Annotated in this window: 18 protein-coding genes and 1 tRNA gene; 15 read left to right on the top strand and 4 right to left on the bottom strand. The window is 67.0% G+C overall.

Going from position 1 to position 17,627, the window contains the following annotated elements:
- The first annotated feature begins 73 nt into the window (after positions 1 to 73).
- The 3 genes from BVIR_RS10575 to BVIR_RS10565 all read left to right on the top strand — a co-directional run bounded on the left by BVIR_RS10575 (position 74) and on the right by BVIR_RS10565 (position 1,832).
- Positions 74 to 394, top strand: a complete 321-nt coding sequence (locus BVIR_RS10575; RefSeq protein ID WP_055037630.1) for an integration host factor subunit alpha — start codon at positions 74 to 76, stop codon at positions 392 to 394.
- Between the two features lie 296 nt (positions 395 to 690).
- Positions 691 to 1,467, top strand: coding sequence for a MerR family transcriptional regulator (locus tag BVIR_RS17420; RefSeq protein ID WP_082416993.1), 777 nt, complete (start codon positions 691 to 693; stop codon positions 1,465 to 1,467).
- Positions 1,468 to 1,754: 287 nt separating this feature from the next.
- Positions 1,755 to 1,832 (top strand) — tRNA-Pro (locus BVIR_RS10565).
- Positions 1,833 to 1,984: 152 nt separating this feature from the next.
- Here the strand turns inward: BVIR_RS10565 and BVIR_RS10560 are convergent.
- Both BVIR_RS10560 and BVIR_RS10555 read right to left on the bottom strand, forming a co-directional pair.
- Positions 1,985 to 2,824 (bottom strand): FkbM family methyltransferase, encoded by an 840-nt coding sequence (locus tag BVIR_RS10560; protein WP_082416992.1) that lies wholly within the window; start codon positions 2,822 to 2,824, stop codon positions 1,985 to 1,987.
- A 949-nt stretch (positions 2,825 to 3,773) separates the two neighbouring features.
- Positions 3,774 to 4,409 (bottom strand): SOUL family heme-binding protein, encoded by a 636-nt coding sequence (locus tag BVIR_RS10555; RefSeq protein WP_055037628.1) that lies wholly within the window; start codon positions 4,407 to 4,409, stop codon positions 3,774 to 3,776.
- A 200-nt stretch (positions 4,410 to 4,609) separates the two neighbouring features.
- Between BVIR_RS10555 and BVIR_RS10550 the strand changes: the two genes are divergently transcribed.
- From BVIR_RS10550 to BVIR_RS10530, 5 genes are all read left to right on the top strand, one after another.
- On the top strand, positions 4,610 to 5,629 hold the full coding sequence (locus tag BVIR_RS10550; protein WP_055037627.1) for an aldo/keto reductase: 1,020 nt from the start codon (positions 4,610 to 4,612) through the stop codon (positions 5,627 to 5,629).
- A 207-nt stretch (positions 5,630 to 5,836) separates the two neighbouring features.
- Complete coding sequence (locus BVIR_RS10545; RefSeq protein ID WP_082416991.1) at positions 5,837 to 6,325, top strand: hypothetical protein; 489 nt, start codon at positions 5,837 to 5,839, stop codon at positions 6,323 to 6,325.
- A 51-nt stretch (positions 6,326 to 6,376) separates the two neighbouring features.
- The gene (locus BVIR_RS10540) at positions 6,377 to 7,003 is read left to right on the top strand and encodes a L,D-transpeptidase (RefSeq protein ID WP_082416989.1); all 627 of its coding nucleotides are present in this window, start codon (positions 6,377 to 6,379) and stop codon (positions 7,001 to 7,003) included.
- Positions 7,004 to 7,048: 45 nt separating this feature from the next.
- Entirely contained in the window at positions 7,049 to 8,074 is a 1,026-nt protein-coding gene (locus BVIR_RS10535) for an amino acid ABC transporter substrate-binding protein (RefSeq protein WP_055037626.1), read from the top strand.
- Positions 8,074 to 8,907 carry a ChaN family lipoprotein gene (locus tag BVIR_RS10530; RefSeq protein WP_055037625.1) on the top strand — a complete coding sequence of 278 codons (834 nt, stop codon included), beginning with the start codon at positions 8,074 to 8,076 and terminating at the stop codon, positions 8,905 to 8,907. The genes BVIR_RS10535 and BVIR_RS10530 overlap by 1 nt, the downstream gene beginning before the upstream one ends.
- A gap of 173 nt (positions 8,908 to 9,080) precedes the next feature.
- Here the strand turns inward: BVIR_RS10530 and BVIR_RS10525 are convergent, their stop codons facing one another.
- Together BVIR_RS10525 and BVIR_RS10520 are read right to left on the bottom strand one after the other, a co-directional pair.
- On the bottom strand, positions 9,081 to 10,076 hold the full coding sequence (locus tag BVIR_RS10525; protein ID WP_055037624.1) for an inorganic phosphate transporter: 996 nt from the start codon (positions 10,074 to 10,076) through the stop codon (positions 9,081 to 9,083).
- A 125-nt stretch (positions 10,077 to 10,201) separates the two neighbouring features.
- Positions 10,202 to 10,846 carry a DUF47 domain-containing protein gene (locus tag BVIR_RS10520; RefSeq protein ID WP_055037623.1) on the bottom strand — a complete coding sequence of 215 codons (645 nt, stop codon included), beginning with the start codon at positions 10,844 to 10,846 and terminating at the stop codon, positions 10,202 to 10,204.
- A 197-nt stretch (positions 10,847 to 11,043) separates the two neighbouring features.
- Here BVIR_RS10520 and BVIR_RS10515 point away from each other — a divergent pair, with 197 nt between their 5' ends.
- The 7 genes from BVIR_RS10515 (at position 11,044) to BVIR_RS10490 (ending at position 17,552) form a co-directional block, all read left to right on the top strand.
- Complete coding sequence (locus BVIR_RS10515) at positions 11,044 to 11,907, top strand: lytic transglycosylase domain-containing protein (protein ID WP_082416987.1); 864 nt, start codon at positions 11,044 to 11,046, stop codon at positions 11,905 to 11,907.
- A 102-nt stretch (positions 11,908 to 12,009) separates the two neighbouring features.
- Positions 12,010 to 12,234: an FmdB family zinc ribbon protein gene (locus BVIR_RS10510; protein WP_055038822.1), complete on the top strand. Its 225-nt coding sequence runs from the start codon at positions 12,010 to 12,012 to the stop codon at positions 12,232 to 12,234.
- A 349-nt stretch (positions 12,235 to 12,583) separates the two neighbouring features.
- Positions 12,584 to 12,841 carry a hypothetical protein gene (locus BVIR_RS16875; RefSeq protein WP_145911995.1) on the top strand — a complete coding sequence of 86 codons (258 nt, stop codon included), beginning with the start codon at positions 12,584 to 12,586 and terminating at the stop codon, positions 12,839 to 12,841.
- Between the two features lie 93 nt (positions 12,842 to 12,934).
- Positions 12,935 to 13,234 carry an SCP2 sterol-binding domain-containing protein gene (locus BVIR_RS10505; RefSeq protein ID WP_055037622.1) on the top strand — a complete coding sequence of 100 codons (300 nt, stop codon included), beginning with the start codon at positions 12,935 to 12,937 and terminating at the stop codon, positions 13,232 to 13,234.
- A 228-nt stretch (positions 13,235 to 13,462) separates the two neighbouring features.
- The gene (locus tag BVIR_RS10500; RefSeq protein WP_055037621.1) at positions 13,463 to 14,776 is read left to right on the top strand and encodes an OmpP1/FadL family transporter; all 1,314 of its coding nucleotides are present in this window, start codon (positions 13,463 to 13,465) and stop codon (positions 14,774 to 14,776) included.
- A gap of 607 nt (positions 14,777 to 15,383) precedes the next feature.
- The gene (locus BVIR_RS10495) at positions 15,384 to 16,997 is read left to right on the top strand and encodes a long-chain-fatty-acid--CoA ligase (RefSeq protein ID WP_335338115.1); all 1,614 of its coding nucleotides are present in this window, start codon (positions 15,384 to 15,386) and stop codon (positions 16,995 to 16,997) included.
- 159 nt (positions 16,998 to 17,156) lie between these two features.
- A complete protein-coding gene (locus BVIR_RS10490) occupies positions 17,157 to 17,552 on the top strand; it encodes a MerR family transcriptional regulator (RefSeq protein WP_055037619.1) in 396 nt (131 codons plus the stop codon).
- Positions 17,553 to 17,627 lie beyond the last annotated feature (75 nt).

Raw genomic sequence — 17,627 nt, 5'->3', positions numbered from 1 at the left:
CCCCCGGCCCTTGTCTGATTAACGTTCAAAATCAGAGGGATACTCGGCCCGATTCCGAGTTCGGGGGCTTGATATGGCGGGTCGGACTATCACGCGTGCGGATTTGAGCGAGGCGGTCTACCAGAAAGTCGGCCTGTCGCGGACCGAATCGACGGCACTGGTGGAGTTGGTCCTGAAGGAAATTTCCGACTGTCTGGCGCGCGGCGAGACGGTGAAGCTGTCCTCGTTCGGTTCCTTCGTCGTCCGCCACAAGGGCCAGCGGGTCGGCCGCAACCCCAAGACCGGCGTCGAAGTGCCGATTCCGCCGCGCCAGGTGATGGTGTTCAAGCCCTCCAACATCCTCAAGAGCCGCATCAACGGCGGAACCGGAAACGGTGTCGAGGACGACGAGTGACGGGGCCGGCCGCGCGTCGGTGGTGACGGCCGTTCCGGGATTCGCCTTGTGGGGCAACACCTTGGAAGCGGAGCCGGATTCACTTTCCCAGCGCCGCCGCGCGCGCCTTGCCCACCCCGGCGCCGGCTGCGCGCAAGGCCGCCGCGACCGGCGAGAGCGGGAAATGTCCCGGCTGAACAGGCAGTTCGCCCCGAAACCGGAATCGGGATCACAACAAGCGCAAAATCCGTATGATGGACTGTCTGCGGCGAGCGGCAGGTCGATGATTCCCTCGAACCGCGTGACGAGGGGGTGACGTGGACAAGGAACCGGGCGCCTTCCGAACCATCAGCGAGGTGGCCGACGACCTCGACCTGCCGCAGCACGTGCTGCGGTTCTGGGAAACGCGCTTTTCGCAGATCAAGCCGCTCAAGCGCGGCGGCGGCCGGCGCTATTACCGTCCCGACGACGTCGAGTTGCTGCGCGGCATCCGCCACCTGCTTTACGGCGAGGGCTACACCATCCGCGGCGTCCAGCGCATCCTCAAGGAGGAGGGGGTGCGCTTCGTGCAGACGGTGTGGCGGGAGCCGGCGCCCGCGGCGGAGCCGGACCCCGCCCTGTCCGAACCTCGCGTGATGACCCCGATCGCGGACGACGCGCCGCCGCGGCACGAGCCGGCGGTGGGACAAGCGCCACGGCCGGCCGCCGAGCCGGCCCACGGCCGCGCCGGACTGCTTGGCCTGTTGCCCAAGCTCAGCCGCGACAGCGAGCCGCCGGCGCTGCCCAGGGTCGTCGAGGTGCCGATCCCGTCCCGAAAGGAGCCGGAGCCGGACGACGCCGCTTCGCCGCCGTTCCACCGCCCGGACGATGGGGCGGAGGCGCCGGCCGCCCGGCCGCCTTTCGAACCGGCGTTGCCGCGCCCGGCCGCCGAGCCGGCGCCACATGTCCTGCCGCTGAACGCGCAGCCCGAGGCCGCGCCCGGCCAGCGCCGGCTGGCGCGCGACACCGTGCGCCGTCTCCAGACCACGCTGCGCGAATTGCAGGAGTGCCGCCGTATCCTCGACGATGCGCTCGTCGCCGGGCGCGAGCCGTGAAACCGGCATCGACCCGATAGGCGCGCAACACTCTGCGGCGCAGGTCCGCTGTCGCGGCCGCGTGGGCGTCTCGCCAATGACCGCCGGCACCGCAGCGAGTGCAGGAGAAGCCGGCGAGCGCCGTGTTGGCGGCGGTGGACACGGCTTTGCGGTTGCCGAACAATGGGTTCGCGCGACGTCGGGTGGTTGGGCCGCGAAATGACCCTGCGGAAACAGCATCAAGGGTGTGGCTTGTTGGCGGGCGCCTCTTGCACCGGGGCGCCTGGCAGCGTAGAGCTGTCGCCCTTCGGAGCGTAGCGCAGCCCGGTTAGCGCACCAGTCTGGGGGACTGGGGGTCCCGAGTTCAAATCTCGGCGCTCCGACCATTAAATTCAACAGGTTAGCCGAGTTCCCCCTTCTCTCGTTGGCTATCTGTTGGAAGCTTGTTGGGACACATCTGGATACCGCCGGTTCGCGGCCTGTTTCTGAACAGAGGTCGTGGTGGCGTCTTCGCTCCACCGCACCCCTTTGCCGGCGTTCAGGGCCGATCGAACACGACGTTGGCAACGCGTCGCGCAACCGCGCCATACGATGCTTTCGAGCAAAATCCATAACTGCGCATCATCTCGCCCACGGCGTCGACCAGATCGGGTCGTGCCGGATCAAGCTCGATGATTGCGCTGCGCAGGCGCGGATCACGGAAGAATGCCGGCCCACCCTCGACAATGTCTTTCTCGATTCCGTCGACATCGATCTTGATGTGAGACGGGAAGGGGAGCTGCGACTTTGCAAGATCGTCGAGACTGAACGACACCATGCCTTGGCGGAACGCCGGTTGGAACTCAGCTCCGAACGAATCCGTCGTGGTGCCGAATGCCGAGAGGGCGCCGCCGAAATCGGTGGTGATCATGTTCAGGGTGTCGATGCCAGGGTGGCGCGCCACCGCCAAGCAGAGTGCGCGCACGCGTCCGTCAAGCGCGTTCAGTTCGATGTTTCGGTTCAGCAGGTAATAATTCGCCGCCGACGGCTCGAAGGCGATGACCTCGGCACCTCTGGCGACGGCGGCGTACAGCGTGAACACACCGACGTTCGCGCCGATATCCCAAAGCACGGCGCCATCCGGGATGCTGTTGAGCCAATTGACAGTATCAGGCTCGCGCAATGCGGTCTTCTTCGCGCGATTGAATGTTTTCTTGTTGCGAGCGACCATCCTGAAATTGCAGGCACCGATGGTGCAGTCGACGGTCGCCTCAAACGGCCGCTGGGTCACCCGGTTTGCCACGGACTCAAGAAACCCAGCAATGCGCCCGGACATCCGATCGCCGGTGGCTCGGATGAGACGCCCGGTGCCGCGAACGAGTAATGAGGGCGTGGCCATGGCTTCTCCTATTCTCGACCATCCGCAGATTGCCACCACAGCTTGATCTTCACAACGATGCTGCAACCTCGTCGGGTAGATTTCTGATGAGGACCGTGGCCGTCAGGCTGGGCGCCCGGTCGCGGTCGAACCGTACGCGCTGCGCGCCACGGCGCCGTGCCGTCCGACGTCAAAGGCAGGCCGCTGCGGCGGAGACCTCGCGCCGTCGTCCCGGACAAGCGGCCAAGCCGCGCGATCCGGGACCCATGATCCGCGAAGCTTGCCGTCGTCCGCATCGCCCCTAGCTGCGCGGCATCGCTCGTGCTGCCGTTGCCGGAAACGGCGCGGATCATGGGTTCGGAGTCTCAGCTTCGCTTCGCCCGGAACGACCGGCGGTTTCATCCCCGGCGGGTCGGATCCGGGGGCCGGCTCACACCAACGGCCCCGGATGCTGACGCATGGCGCCGTTGAAACCGGCAGATTTTCGTCCCTGAAATCAATGACTTCAGGAAATTCTGCGATCGGAACCAACGGCCGGCTGCTGCTGCCGTTGGTCTAAGCCTATTCAAGTAAAAAATACGGTTCCCAGGAATTTTTGTCGTTATTCGGAAACTGAAGGTCGGAACCGGGGCAGATTTCAAACTCCGGTTCGCCGACCATTGAAGGCAATGGACCGTCAACGCTCCGCTGCCGTCCGGTTGGAGATCTGTCGACCGGGCGTCGGAGCGCCGCGAGTGCCGTAAAGTTGTGGCCACCGCCGAGCTGGGCGCATTGGCGCCATTTTTTATTCGCTACGGGGTACTTGCGCGTCAGCGTCCGGACCGTTCGCCGTCAGCGCCGCTCGATTGCACCGGGGGAGGATGATGACGAAACGTCAAATGGAACGATGCCGGACAGTGGGTTCCTCGCGCGCCCGCCCGAGCCGGCGCGTCGCCGGCCGGGCGTCTCCGACCCCGCCGGCATGTTTGCGTTACTGCTTCAAGGTAACCGCTACCGCCGCCTCGTTCCGGCGCAGGAAGGGCAGGGTGAACGGGCCATCGTAATAGAGCGCGAACGGCACGCCGGCCTGCTGCCATTTCGACCGCGCCAACTGCCCGGCAAGTTCGGCCTGACGGGCGGCGAGTTCCTTGCCCATGCCGAGGCCGGAGAAGCGGAGGACGGCGACGGTTTCTTCCGGCACGGTGACGATCTTGACCCGGTCATTGTCGGGCTTCGGCGCGGTTTCCCGCCGCACGGTGGCCGGCAGGAAGAAGCGCAGCCGGCCGACGCCGCCGTCCTGCACCGTTTCCACCGGCGTGGTCATGGCGATGCGCTGCGGCTCGCGCATCTCCACCGGCACCGTCATCGCGATCTTGTTGTCGTCAGGCGTGCCGCCATTGGCGCCGGCGATGTAGTTGAACAGCAGCATGAAGGCGTCGTTGCCACGCGCCCCGGCATGCTGCGGATATTCGACCTCGGCGGCGAGCCGCGGCGGGTATTTGCGGATCTCGACGTCGCCGATGCGGTCGACCACCATATAAGGTGGCTCCTCGTAAAGGCGCACGCCGAAGGCGCCGACGGCGGTTTCAAGCACGAGCGCGGCATAGTAGGTCAGGTTGTTAAGCATCGGCGAACCCCCTCGGTATGATGTGCGCCAAGCGGTGGCGCCGATTGACGCCATGTTTGCTCCGTCCCGCGGCACGCGGGGTCCGCGCTGGCGCAGACGTCTTTAGGTTGATACGCAATCGCGCGTAGATGGATTGGAGCGTCCGATCACGGCTGCGTGAACGCAGTTGAGGTGACGGCACCGAAACAGAGGAACACCGCATGCGCATCCGTTGCCTCGGACCCGAACTGACCGTTTCCGCCATCGGTCTTGGCTGCATGGGCATGAGCCACGCCTATGGCGGCCAGGACGAGGCGGCGTCGATTGCCACCCTGCGCCGTGCCATCGACATCGGCGTCACCTTCCTCGACACCGCCGAGGTATATGGGCCGTTCGCCAATGAGGCGCTGATCGGCAAGGCCATCGCCGGCCTGCGCGATCGGGTCACCATCGCCACCAAGTTCGGCTTCAAGATCGCGCCCGAAGGCGCCCCCGGCATCGACCGCATGATCGGCCTCGACGGCCGGCCCGAAAACGCCCGGCAGGTCGCGGACGCCAGCCTGAAGCGGCTCGGCATCGAGGCGATCGATCTTTATTATCTTCATCGCGTCGACCCCAACGTGGCGGTCGAGGAGAGCGTCGGCGCCATGGGCGAGCTCGTGCGTGCCGGCAAGGTGCGCTTTATCGGCCTGTCGGAGGCCGACCCCGCCACCATCCGCCGCGCCCACAAGGAATTTCCGATCACCGCGCTGCAAAGCGAGTATTCGCTGTGGACGCGCGGCGTCGAGGCCGAGATCCTGCCGACCGTCCGCGAGCTCAACATCGGCTTCGTGCCGTTCTCGCCGCTGGGCCGCGGCTTCCTCGCCGGCAGCGTCAATCGTCCCGAGGACCTCGCCGACACCGATTTCCGCCGCCGCCTGCCGCGCTTCCAGGCCGAGGCGCTGGCCGCCAATGCCCGTTTCCTGGAGACGCTGGAGCGCATCGCGCAGACTCACGGCATCACCAAGGCCCAGTTGGCGCTGGCCTGGGTGCTGGCGAAGGGCGACGACATCGTGCCGATCCCCGGCACCCGCCGCATCGACCGGCTGGAGGAGAACGCGGCGAGCGTCGAGGTGGCGCTGTCGCCGCGCGACATCGCCGACATCGAGGCGGCGATCCCGCCCGAGGAGGTGGTCGGCGACCGCTACGGTGCGGTCCCGGATCGCTTCGGCAAAGTGTCGGCCTTCGTACCCAAGAGCTGACGTATGCTTGGCGCGTCCGCGCGTTTGATCGGGGTCGGCGCGCAACCAAGCGCGCTACCGGTCGGGCGCGCCGCCGTGCTGCCGGCGTCGCAGCGGTGCCGTCTCCGCTGGATTTCCCCGGACGACCCCTTCCCGTTGCTGCCATGCTCGCGTAGCGTTGAGCCCAAAGGGCCGCGGTTATGCTGTCGGCGTCAATGGGAGGGGGCGATGGGTTCAACCGCACGGAGAGCGGGCGGGCGGCTCGGCTGTGCCGCGGTCGTGGTCCTCGGCGGCTTGGCCGCCGGCTGCGCCAATCTCGGCGAGGGCGAGTTGCATGGACCGGGTGGGCCGGCGGTGCCGCCGCCGTTTCCGCAGGACATGCTGATCGGCAATTGGGGCATCGCGTCCTACCGCCAGGAGAAGGATCGCAAGCGCACCGAGGTGCAGGCGCGCGCCCAGTGCAAGCTGCCCTACACCATTACCAAGGGGCCGACCGACGGCATCATGATGCACGTCGCCGACGACCCCCAGCTCCACGAGCTGAAGCTGAAGGGTGCGCCGGGTGGCAAGGCCTTTATCGGCTTCGAGGGGCCGCCGGGCGACCCGCAGGACCGCGAGGTGCTGTCGTTTTCCGATGGCGTGATCACCATGCGCTTCGTCGACCCCGACGCTTTTGCGCGCTACGGCATCTTCGTCTTCGTCCGCTGCTCGGGCTGACGCCGCAGGGCCAGACCGGCACCGCCCGGCGGCGCCATTAGAGGGACACTCATGAAACCTGCTTGGAAGGCCGGCCTCGGCCTGATCCTGATCGCGGCGCTGGTCGGGGCGTGGCCGTCGCGGCCGGGCGGCGCCCAGCCGATTCCGCTGGCGCCCGGCGGCATGCTCGACATCGGCGATGAGCCTGGCCGGGTCTCGACCGAGGAGACAGTGATCGCGGAGGGGCCCTACGCCCGCCAGATGGTGTTCTTCCGCTCGAACGAGACGCCGGGCACCGTCGTCATCCACACCGCCGAGCGCTTTCTCTACGTCGTCCAACCCAACAACCGCGCGCTGCGCTACGGCATCGGGGTCGGGCGCGAGGGGTTCCAGTGGTCGGGCCTGGTCAAGATTTCGCGCAAGGCGGAATGGCCGGACTGGACGCCGCCGCCGGAGATGATCGCCCGCCAGCCCTACCTGCCGCGCTTCATGGCCGGCGGCCCGGGCAATCCGATGGGCGCGCGCGCGCTCTATCTCGGCTCGACCGAGTTCCGCATCCACGGCACCAACCAGCCCGAGACCATCGGCAGCGCGGTGTCGTCCGGCTGCTTCCGGCTCGCCAATGGCGACGTGATCGATCTTTTCGACCGGGTGCCGGTCGGCACCAAGGTCATCATCCGCCAGGGCGCCAACATCTGAGGTCGGCCCATCGCGCTGAGGAGCGAACCCATGTGGAGAGAATCCATGTTAGGCACGACCCGTCATTTCGGGGGATTTCTGCTGGCGCTGGCGGCGCTGGCGCTGCCGACCGCGCTCAGCGCCGGCACGCTGGAAAACGTACGCCAGCGCGGCACCTTGGTGTGCGGCGTCGGCCAGAACCTGGTCGGCTTCTCGCAGCGGGACGAAGCCGGCCGGTGGTCGGGCTTCGACGTCGACTTCTGCCGGGCGGTGGCGGCGGCCGTGCTGGGTGACGCGGATAAGGTCAGCTTCGTGTCGCTGTCCGCCACCGAGCGGTTTGACGCGCTGCGGGCGGGCAAGGTCGATCTGTTGTCGCGCAACTCGACCTGGACGCTGGAGCGCGAAGGCGGACTCGGGCTGCTGTTTGCCGCCATCACCTATCACGACGGCCAGGGCTTCCTGGTGATACGCAAGCCGGCGGAGACCTCCGCGCTCGAACTCGGCGACAGCAAGGTCTGCGTCCAGACCGGCACCACCAGCCAGGCCAACCTCGCCGATTTCTTCCGTGCCAACTCGATGAGCTATTCCGAGGTCCCGGTGGCAACGCAGGATGAGGCGGCGAAAGCGCTCATCGAGGGCCGCTGCGACGTCATGACCACCGACCACTCCGCGCTCTACGCGCTGCGGCTCGATCTGCCGAACCGCGCTGGCGTCACCATCCTGCCCGACGTCATCTCCAAGGAGTCGCTGGGGCCGGTGACCCGTGCCGACGACGTCGCCTGGTTCAACGTGGCGAAATGGGTCCATTTCGCGCTGGTCAATGCCGAGGAGCTCGGGGTGACGTCGCAGAACGCCGACGCGGCGCTGACGTCCAGCAGGCCGGCGGTGCGCCGGCTGGTCGGCGCCGAGGGCGGGCTCGGCAAGGTGCTCGGCCTCGACGACGCCTGGGCGCTGCGAGCGGTGAAGGCGGCCGGCAACTACGGCGAAATCTACGAGCGCAATGTCGGCCTCAAGTCGCGCCTCGGCATTCCGCGCGGGCTGAACCAACTGTGGTCGATGGGCGGTATCCTCTACGCGCCGCCGCTGCAGTGATGGCGCAGGCCGCGCCGCATCCGCGCGGCAGTTGGCTGATCCCCTCGACCCTGGCGGTCGAGGACGAGGCGGTCGTGCTGGCGCGCGCCGCCGAGCGGGACGTGGTGTTCCTGGGCGAGAGCCACGACGATGCTTTGGTGCATCGTTGGCAGTTGCGCGTCGCTGCGGCGTTGCGCCGGTCGCGGCCGGACGTTGCGCTCGGCTTCGAGATGTTCCCGCGTCAGGTGCAGCCGGTGCTCGACCGCTGGGTGGCCGGCGAATTCAACGCCGAGCAGTTCCTTGCGGCGGTCGATTGGCCGACGGTGTGGGGCTTCGACGCCGCGCTTTACCTGCCGCTGTTCGAGTTCTGCCGGGACCACCATCTGCCGATGGTCGCGCTCAACTGCCGCCGCGAGCTGGTGGGCGCGGTCGGCCGCGCCGGCTGGGACGCGGTGCCGCCCGAGCACCGCGACGGCCTGACGCCGCCGGCCCCGGTGAGCGCGGCCTACCGCCGCTATCTGTTCGCCGCCACCAAGGGCGGCGCGATGGGCGGACGCCCCGGCGCGGCCTCGCCAATCGATCCGGCGTTCGACCGCGTCGTGCGGGCGCAAGCCTGCTGGGACCGTGCCTTCGCCTGCAACATCGCCGCGTTCCAATCGCGGTTCGCGCGCCCGCCGCTTGTCGTCGGCATCGTCGGCCGCGGCCACGTCGAATATGGCTTCGGCGTGCCGCACCAGCTCGCGGACCTCGGCCTCACCCGCACCGCCGTGCTGCTGCCGACGCGGGATGCCGAGCATGACCCGTCGGCGATCGCCGGCGTGGCCGACGCGCTGTTCCGGCTGGAGGAGGGGTAGACGCTTCAGTCAAAAGCCAGCACCCCGCTGGTTTCACGCCCGAGGCTGTAAACTTGGTTCGTCATGCCCGCACTCGTTGCGGGCATCCACGTCTTAAAACCATTTTAAATCAAAGGTTTGGCTGGCCGGGCCAAGCCCGGCCATGACGGCGGTAGTGTCAAAGGCCGCTGATGTTACGGGCACACCGCCCACAGCGCCGCGCCGAGCAGCGCGGTCGCCGGCAGCGTGACCACCCAGGCCACCACGATGTCGGAGGCGACGCTCCACCGCACCGCCGAGGCACGCCGCGCCGCGCCGACGCCGATAATGGCGCCGGTGATGGTGTGGGTGGTCGATACCGGCACGCCGAGCCATGTCGCCATGAACAGGGTGATGGCGCCGCCGGTCTCGGCGCAGAAGCCCTGCATCGGGCTGATGCGGGTGATCTTGGAGCCCATGGTGTGGACGATGCGCCAGCCGCCGAACAGCGTGCCGAGCGCCATTGCTGCCTGGCACGACAGCACCACCCACAGCGGCACGTGGAACTCGCTGCCGAGGTAACCTTGCGAGAACAGCAGCACGGCGATGATGCCCATGGTCTTCTGGGCGTCGTTGCCGCCGTGGCCGAGCGAATAGAGCGAGGCCGACACGAATTGCAGCGAGCGGAACAGGTGGTCGACCGCGTAAGGCGTCGAGCGCACCGCCAGCCACGACACCACCAGCACCAACAGCAACGCGAGCAGGAAGCCGACCAGCGGCGACAGCACGATGGCGGCGATGGTCTTGCCGAGGCCGGACCACACCGCCACGCCGAAGCCGCCCTTCGCCACGCCGGCGCCGACCAGCCCGCCGACCAGCGCGTGCGAGCTCGACGACGGGATGCCGAGCCACCAGGTGACCAGGTTCCACAGGATCGCGGCCATCACCGCGCCGAAGATGACGCGAGCGTCGACGATGGCGGGGTCGATGATGCCGGTGCCGAGGGTGTTGGCGACGTGCAGGCCGAACACGGTGAAGGCGATGAAGTTGAAGAACGCCGCCCACGCCACCGCATAATGCGGGCGCAGCACGCGGGTCGACACGATGGTCGCGATCGAGTTCGCCGCGTCGTGCAGGCCGTTGAGAAAATCGAACAGCAGCGCGATGGCGATCAGCGCGATCAGCGCCGTGAAGGGAAGGGCAGCGTCCATGACCACTCTAGGGCATTTTCCGCTTGAGGCATGTTCCGCACGTGCAAACGCCGCGTTGTGAACGGGCATGCGTCAAGCCGAAGAAACCCGGCGCCCGGCTCGATGACGTTGCAGCGGCAGGATCTTTAGACATGCTCGATCAAAATGGCGCTGATCTCGTCGGTGACGTCCTCGAAGCTGTCGACCACCTTCTCCAGTCGGCTGTAGACCTCGCTGCCGATGATGTAGGCCATCGGGTTCGAGCTGCCGTAGGTGCGGTAAAGCTGGCGCAGGCCTTCCTCGTGGAGTTCGTCCGAGCGGCCTTCCAGGCGCGTGACTGCCTCGGCCAGCGTGCCGAGCCGGCCGGCGTGCGGCCCGAGCTTGCGCAGCAGCGGCACCGCCTCGGCGGTAAGCTCGGCGGCCTTGATGATGATGTCGCCCATCTCCCGCATCAGCGGATCGAACTCGCGCACCTCGAACAGCATGATGGTGCGGCCGGCCTGGTTCATCTGGTCGATGGCATCGTCCATCGACTGGATCAGGTCCTTGATGTCGCCGCGGTCGAACGGGGTGATGAAGCTGCGCCGCACCGCCAGCATCACCTCGCGCGTCACCTCGTCGGCGGCGGCCTCGCGGGCCGCGATCTCGCGGCAGTGGTGCGCGACCTGATCGCCGCCGTCGAGGACCGCGCGCATGGCGATCGCCCCGGCGACGAGTTCGCGGGAATGCTTCTCGAACAGCGGAAAGAACCGCTCTTCCTTGGGCATCATCGCCCGAAACCAACCGAGCATCGTCTCAACCTGCGGCGCCGGCCATGGCGCGCTGCTCTATACGCGACGGCGCCGGCCATGGTCCATATGTGACGCTGCGATGACGGACGGCGTCCCCCGGAACGTGCGCCGATACCGGCCGCGCTTGAACCGGCGGCGCGATTTGGTCACTGTTGCTGCGGGCGGACGATCGGGGGGCAAAGCCGATCGGGTGCCGCATGGCGTGTGGCGGACGGACGTGGATCCTCGCCGGTGTCGTTGCCGCCGGGCTGGCAGGCGTGCCGCCGTGCCTTGCGGGCGAGGGCGAGACCGTCGACCAGGCGGTGTGCCGGCTGATCGAGGCGGCGGCGCGCACCCACGCGGTGCCGGTGGGCTTCTTCGCCCGGCTGATCTGGAAGGAAAGCACGTTCCGCGCCGACGCAGTCAGCCACAAGGGTGCGCAGGGCATCGCCCAGTTCATGCCGGGCACCGCGGCCGAGCGCGGCCTGGCCGATCCGTTCGACCCCGAAACCGCGCTGCCGGCGGCGGCCCGCCTGATCGCCGACCACGCCCGCCGCTTCGGCAATCTCGGCCTGGCCGCGGCGGCCTATAATGCCGGCCCGGCGCGGGTCGACGCCTTCCTTGCCGGCCGCTCCCGGCTGCCGGCCGAGACGCGCGGGTACATCCTCGCCATCACCGGCCGCAGCGCCGACGATTGGGCCGCGGCCGGGGCTCGCGGCGGTGAGCCGCCGGCTTCGGCGGAGGAACCGTGCCTGACGGTGGTGGCCTCTCTGCGCCGGGGCAGGCCGGGGCCGGCGGCGGCGCCCGACGCCGGGTTCGCTGCCGAACTGTCGCCGTGGGGCATCCAGGTTGCCGGTGCACCCTCCAAGGCGGTGGCGCTCGCGGCCTATCGCCGCCAGCTCGCGCGGATCGCCGCGGTGTTCGGCGACGCCAACCCGATGATCGTCGGCACCCGCCTGGCCGGGCGCGGCCGGGCGGCGTTCTACCGGGTGCGGATGCCGGCGCAAACCCGCGAGGAGGCCAACGCCGGCTGCGCGCGGCTGCGCAAATCCGGCGGCGCCTGCATCGTGCTGGCCAATTGAACGCCATGCGATTTGAATCGGCCGCCGATCCGCGCTATGGCGCAACCAAAGCGACAGGCGGGCTCCCGTGCCAGGGGGCCGGTGCGCGAGCGCGGAGGCGACATGCCGATCTATCGTTACCAATGCCAGGCGTGCGGCGCCGATTTCGAGACGCTGGTGCGGTCGTCGGACACGCCGGCGTGCCCGTCGTGCGGCAGCGCCGAGCTTGAGCAGCAGCTGTCGCTGATCGCCTCGCCCGCCAAGGGCGGGGCGGACGATGCCAAGCTGCCGCCCTGCGCCGGCGGCACTGGAAGCTGCGCGCAGTGCTGCCCGGGCGCCTCAGGCTAGGGCTGAACAGAAACCAGCGCGCTGCGCGCACGGTGCCGTGGCGTCCGACGCCCATGGCCGGACGCGGCCGAGATCTCGCGCCGTCGTTCATCCAGTCACGACGTGACCCGCGAGAATACCGTTGGCGGTGCCCGCATTGGCGAGTCGCGGCGGCACCGCCATAACAGTAACGACGCCGTAATTGACAGCGGCAACGCTGCCGTTGAACCGTCGTCCGCCCGCCGGAGCCGCGGTTTCGACCACCGGGTCCCGGCGCCGCCAGAGCACTCCGGTCGCCATGGATCGTTGGCTCAGGCAACACCGGACGTTTCGCCGCAGCCCGTCAAGTCGCTTGGGTGTGATTCCCCGAATGTCGTTCGCTGCGGCGACGGCGCGGGTGCGAGCTTTGCTGCACCGCAGCAACGACATCCTGAAGCTGAATCGCGATGATTTTGCCGGCGGGTCAGTGCATCTGCCGCAGTGCACCCGCGATCATCGCCGTATTTGGACGGGCGCGGTCGCGAACACCCAGCCAAGATCGCCGTGGGTCGGCATTGACCTCGCCGGGCGGCGTATCCGTGCGCCTTATCCCAATGCCTCCATTGGCGTCGCTTGTGGGTTGCGTTAAGATAGCGTAAGCGATTGGGTATTGACGTAAACGTCAATGAAAATGGCAAAATTGCGCGCGGCCCAGAGTTGCGGACGCCCAAGGGAGAACACGATGAGCGACGCTGAAGACCGCCTGCGCGAGGCCTTGCCGCGTCTCGGCCGGCTGGGGGCGGTGGTGCGATTCGATCTCGGCAGCGACGGGATGTGGGTTGTCGACGCCCGCTCGTCCGCGCCGGTGCTGGCCCAGGTCGACGGCGACGACGACGCGGCCTGCACCATCAAAATTTCAGCGGATAATTTGATCCGCCTTATGGACGGCAGCCTCGACCCGATGCTCGGCTACACGCTGGGCAAGATCAAGGTCAGCGGCTCCAAGGGCGTTGCGATGAAGCTGGTCAGCGCAATCGCCTGAGGCAACCGCGGCCGATGTCCGGTCCGGGGCCCGCAGCCGTTGCGAGCCGTCGGTCGCGGGTTTCGTAACGCCGAACGGCACCGGCCACGTCCGGGATAACAAAAAGGGGAGGGGCAGCGCTAAGTTAACGTTCACGTCAACGTAATCACGTTGACGTTCATGGGGAGAATCCGTAGATTGGCCAAAAATCGACGATGAGCGGAACGCCTCGTCGGGGGGAGGAAACGAATGGTCGGTAGCGCGTATCGCAAGGCATGTCTGGGGGTGCCAGCGGCGCTGGTGCTGCTGGGTGGGGTGGAGCAGGCCCTGGCGGCGGGTTTCCAGTTGCGCGAGCAGAGTTCGGAAGGGCTGGGCAACGCCTTCGCCGGATCGGCGGCCAAGGCCTACAATCTGTCGACGATCTTCTACAATCCGGCCGGCATGACCCGCCTGCAGGGCAACCAGGTCGGCGGCTCAACCACCTGGATCGCGCCGGTGGCGAAGTTCAGCGGCCAGGCCACCAGAAACGGCGCCACGATCAGCGGCGGGATGGGCGGCGACGGCATCGACGATGCCGCGGTTGGCGCCACCTACATGTTCTGGGATTACGCCCAGGACCTGAAATTCGGGCTGGCGTTCACCGCGCCGTTCGGCCTCCGCTCCAACTATGATCATGACTGGGTGGGGCGCTACATCAACCGCAAGAGCTCCATCACCAATCTCAACCTGTCGCCGTCGGTCGCCTACCGCATCAATGACAAGCTGTCGATCGGCGGTGCCGTTCAGATCGGCTACGCCTCGGCCACGCTGTCGCAGGCGATCGACTTCAGTGGCATCCCCGCCTTCCTCGGCGGGCCGCGCTCCGATGGTCTGGGCACCGTCAACGGCAATGACTGGGGGATCGGCGGCGACATCGGCTTCCTCTACGAGCTGAGTCCGACCACCCGCATTGGCGTCAACTGGCGCTCGCAAATCAGCTACAAGCTGTCGGGCACCGCAAAATTCGAGGTGCCGAGCGGTCTTCCGGCGGTGTTGGCGGCCTCACCCAGTCTTCGCTTCGCCAACGCCTCGGCCGAGTTCACCTCGCCGGATACGGTGGCGATCGGGCTCTATCACGAGTTGACGCCGCAGTGGGCGTTTGTGGCGGACGTCGACTGGACCAACTGGTCGACCTTCAAGGAAATCCGCATCCAGTATGCCGACGGCCGCGCCGACAAGGTGACGCCGATGAACTGGCACGACACTTGGTTCTTCTCGGCTGGCCTGATCTACAAGGTGGACGACAGGCAAAGCATCCAGATCGGCGCCGCCTACGACCAGAGCGCGACCGACGACGAGGACCGCACTGCCGGTATTCCGGAAACCAGCCGCCTGTGGCTGGCGGGCGGTTATTCCTACAATCTGGGTCCCAACCAGAGCCTTAGTCTCGGCTATGCCCATCTATTCGCCGAAAAGGCGCCGATCGACCAGACCGTTGTCTCAGGCACGACGACCTATACGCTGACCGGCGAGTACGAAGGTCACGTCGATATCTTCAGCGCCAGCTTCGTGATGAAGTTCTGACGCAAACGCAATGGGCCGGAGGTCGCCGCGATCTCCGGGCCTGGCACGCACTGTCCGCGAGGGTCGGCCTCGCGGCCGCCACTGCGGCGGGCTGCTCGGCACCCGGCGCGGCCGCGGGCCGGCTGCCTTGGATACGGGCAAATCGGCCGGGACAACCTCGGCGACAGAAAGGCAACTCTGGCCCTTGAAAGAAAGGATGTCTGCCCAAGCTCAAATTCAAGCCTGTCGTTGGCCGGTCCTGACGACCGCAACGCCGCCGTGGGCGTAACCGCCCGCACCTGGTGCCGGCCCGGCACCGGCTGGCCGCCGGCGGCATGACATAAGGACCGATCGCCGGACCCGGCATTGCCGCCCGGCGTCGGCGGTGGTCCGCGCCGGTGGTGCGGGCGCCCTGACAACTGACGCTTCCCGGCCAGTGCTGCGGGCGGCGTCCACGACCAAGAACATTTTCGCCGGGCGAGAGCCCGCGCAAGAAAATGCGAAAAAGCCAGTAAGGAGCCGGCAGACCGCGCAGGTTTGTTCGGTTCTTCAAAACAACAAATGCTGGTCGGGAAGATACGCTATGGACACCTTAAGCAAACCGGCTTCCTCAATATGTCTGCGTCCGGTGGCTGACATCCTCGATCGGACGGTGGAGGGGCACCCTGGTCAGAATGCGGTCGATTTCCTGGGAAAACGCTACACGTACCAGGAGATTGGCGATCTGGTCGACCGCGCCGCCCGCGGCTTCCAGCAACTGGGTGTGCGCAAGGGTGTGCGGGTCGGAATTTGCCTCCCGAACACGCCATATTACATCATCTGTTACTACGCAATATTGAAAATTGGCGGCGTTGTCGTCAATTATAACCCGCTTTATGTCGAGCGGGAGCTGAAATACCAGATCCAGGATTCCGGCACCACCTTGATGGTGACGCTGGATCTGCGCCAAATCTACCCGAAGGTCGCAGCTCTGCTGGAGGAGACCTGCCTGGAGCGGATCGTCGTCTGTCCGATGAGCGACATCCTGCCCAAGATGATGGGGCTGTTGTTCTCGGTGTTCAAGCGCTCGGAGATGGCGGACATCCCCAGCGACCTGCGCCACGTCACCTTCGAGCGGCTGATCGCCAATGACGGCCACCCGCGCCATGTCGACATCGATCCCCATACCGACGTCGCGGTGCTGCAATACACCGGCGGCACCACCGGCGTGCCCAAGGGCGCCATGCTGACCCACGGCAACCTGACCGCCAACGTCGAGCAGTTGCGGCGGTGGGTGCCCGACGCCGACGAAGGGCACGAGCGCATGCTCGGGGTGCTGCCGTTCTTCCATGTCTTCGCGATGACGGTGGTGCTGAACCTCGGGGTGCGGCTCGGCTGCGAGCTGATCTTGGTGCCGCGGTTCGACCTCGACCAGGTGCTGAAGCTGATCGCCAAGAAGCGGCCGACGCTGTTCCCCGGCGTGCCGACCCTCTACACCGCCCTCAACGCCGCGGCGGCGAAAACCGGCGTCGACATGTCGTCGCTGAAGGTTTGCATCTCCGGCGGCGCGGCGCTGCCGATGGAGGTGCGAACCCGGTTTGAAACCGTTACCGGGTGCCGGCTGGTCGAAGGCTACGGCTTGTCGGAGGCCTCGCCGGTGGTGACCTGCAACCCGCTCAACGAGGCGCCGCGCGCCGGCTCGATCGGCGTGCCGTTGCCGGAAACGGTGGTCGAGATCCGCGACCCGGCCGACCCCTCGCGCCTGCTCGGCGTGGGCGAGAAAGGCGAGCTGTGCGTGCGCGGCCCGCAGGTGATGGCGGGCTACTGGCAGCGGCCGGGCGACACCACCGACGTTTTCGTCGGCGGCGCGCTGCGCACCGGCGACATCGGCTATCGCGACTCCGACGGCTATTTGTTCCTGGTCGACCGCATCAAGGACGTCATCCTGTGCGGCGGCTACAACGTCTACCCCCGCGTCATCGAGGAGGCGCTCTACCGCCATTCCTCGGTGGCCGAGGCGGTGGTGATCGGCGTTGCCGACCCCTATCGCGGCCAGGCCCCCAAGGCCTTCGTCACCTTGCGCGAGGGCGAAACCACCACGCCCGCCGACCTCCGCGCCTTCCTGGCCGGCGAGGTGTCGCGGATCGAGATGCCAAAGGCGATCGAAATCCGCGCCAGCCTGCCGAAGACCATGGTCGGCAAGCTGTCGAAGAAGGAACTGGTGGCGGAGGAGGAGGCCGCCACCGCCCCCACGGCGAGCTGAGCTGCCTTGAGCGCGCTGGCAGCGCGCGCAGTCTTTAAACCAACCGGAGTTTGCCAACGATGGCTAGGTCGGCGGCCCTGTCTTGTGGTATCAAACTTACGTTTAGGGAAGTTTTCTCTCGTAGACGTAAGTTTCAGCCCCGCAGGAAAAAGCTCTGTCATGGACAAGATTTACTCAATAACCGAGATGGCGAAGGAGCTGGAAATCACGCCCCGCACGATTCGGTTTTACGAGGACCAGGGTCTGATTTCGCCGCAGCGCGTGGGCAATACCCGCATCTACTCGCACCGCGACCGCGCCCGCATGATCCTGATCCTGCGAGGCAAGCGGCTTGGCTTTTCGCTGAAGGATATCAAGGAATTTCTCGATCTGTATGTCGTCGACACCACGCAGGTCGAGCAGCTCAAGGTGCTGGTCGGCAAGGTGCGCGAGCGCATCGCCCAGCTCGAGGAGCAACTGGACACCGTTCAGATCAGCCTGAAGGAATTGCGCGACATCGAGCGGGTCAGCATCGGTGTGCTGCAAAGCAAAGGCATAGACACCATCGCCGTTTAGGGCTCGGGGGCGCCGCCAGTTCGACGCTCCCGCTCTGGACGGCGGCATCCTAAGACATCCAATTGCTGGAGACGC

Origin of the sequence: Blastochloris viridis (assembly GCF_001402875.1) — a bacterium.
GTDB lineage: Bacteria > Pseudomonadota > Alphaproteobacteria > Rhizobiales > Xanthobacteraceae > Blastochloris > Blastochloris viridis.
Note: the sequence above shows the minus strand (reverse complement) of the source record. Positions and strands in the feature narration are given on the sequence as shown.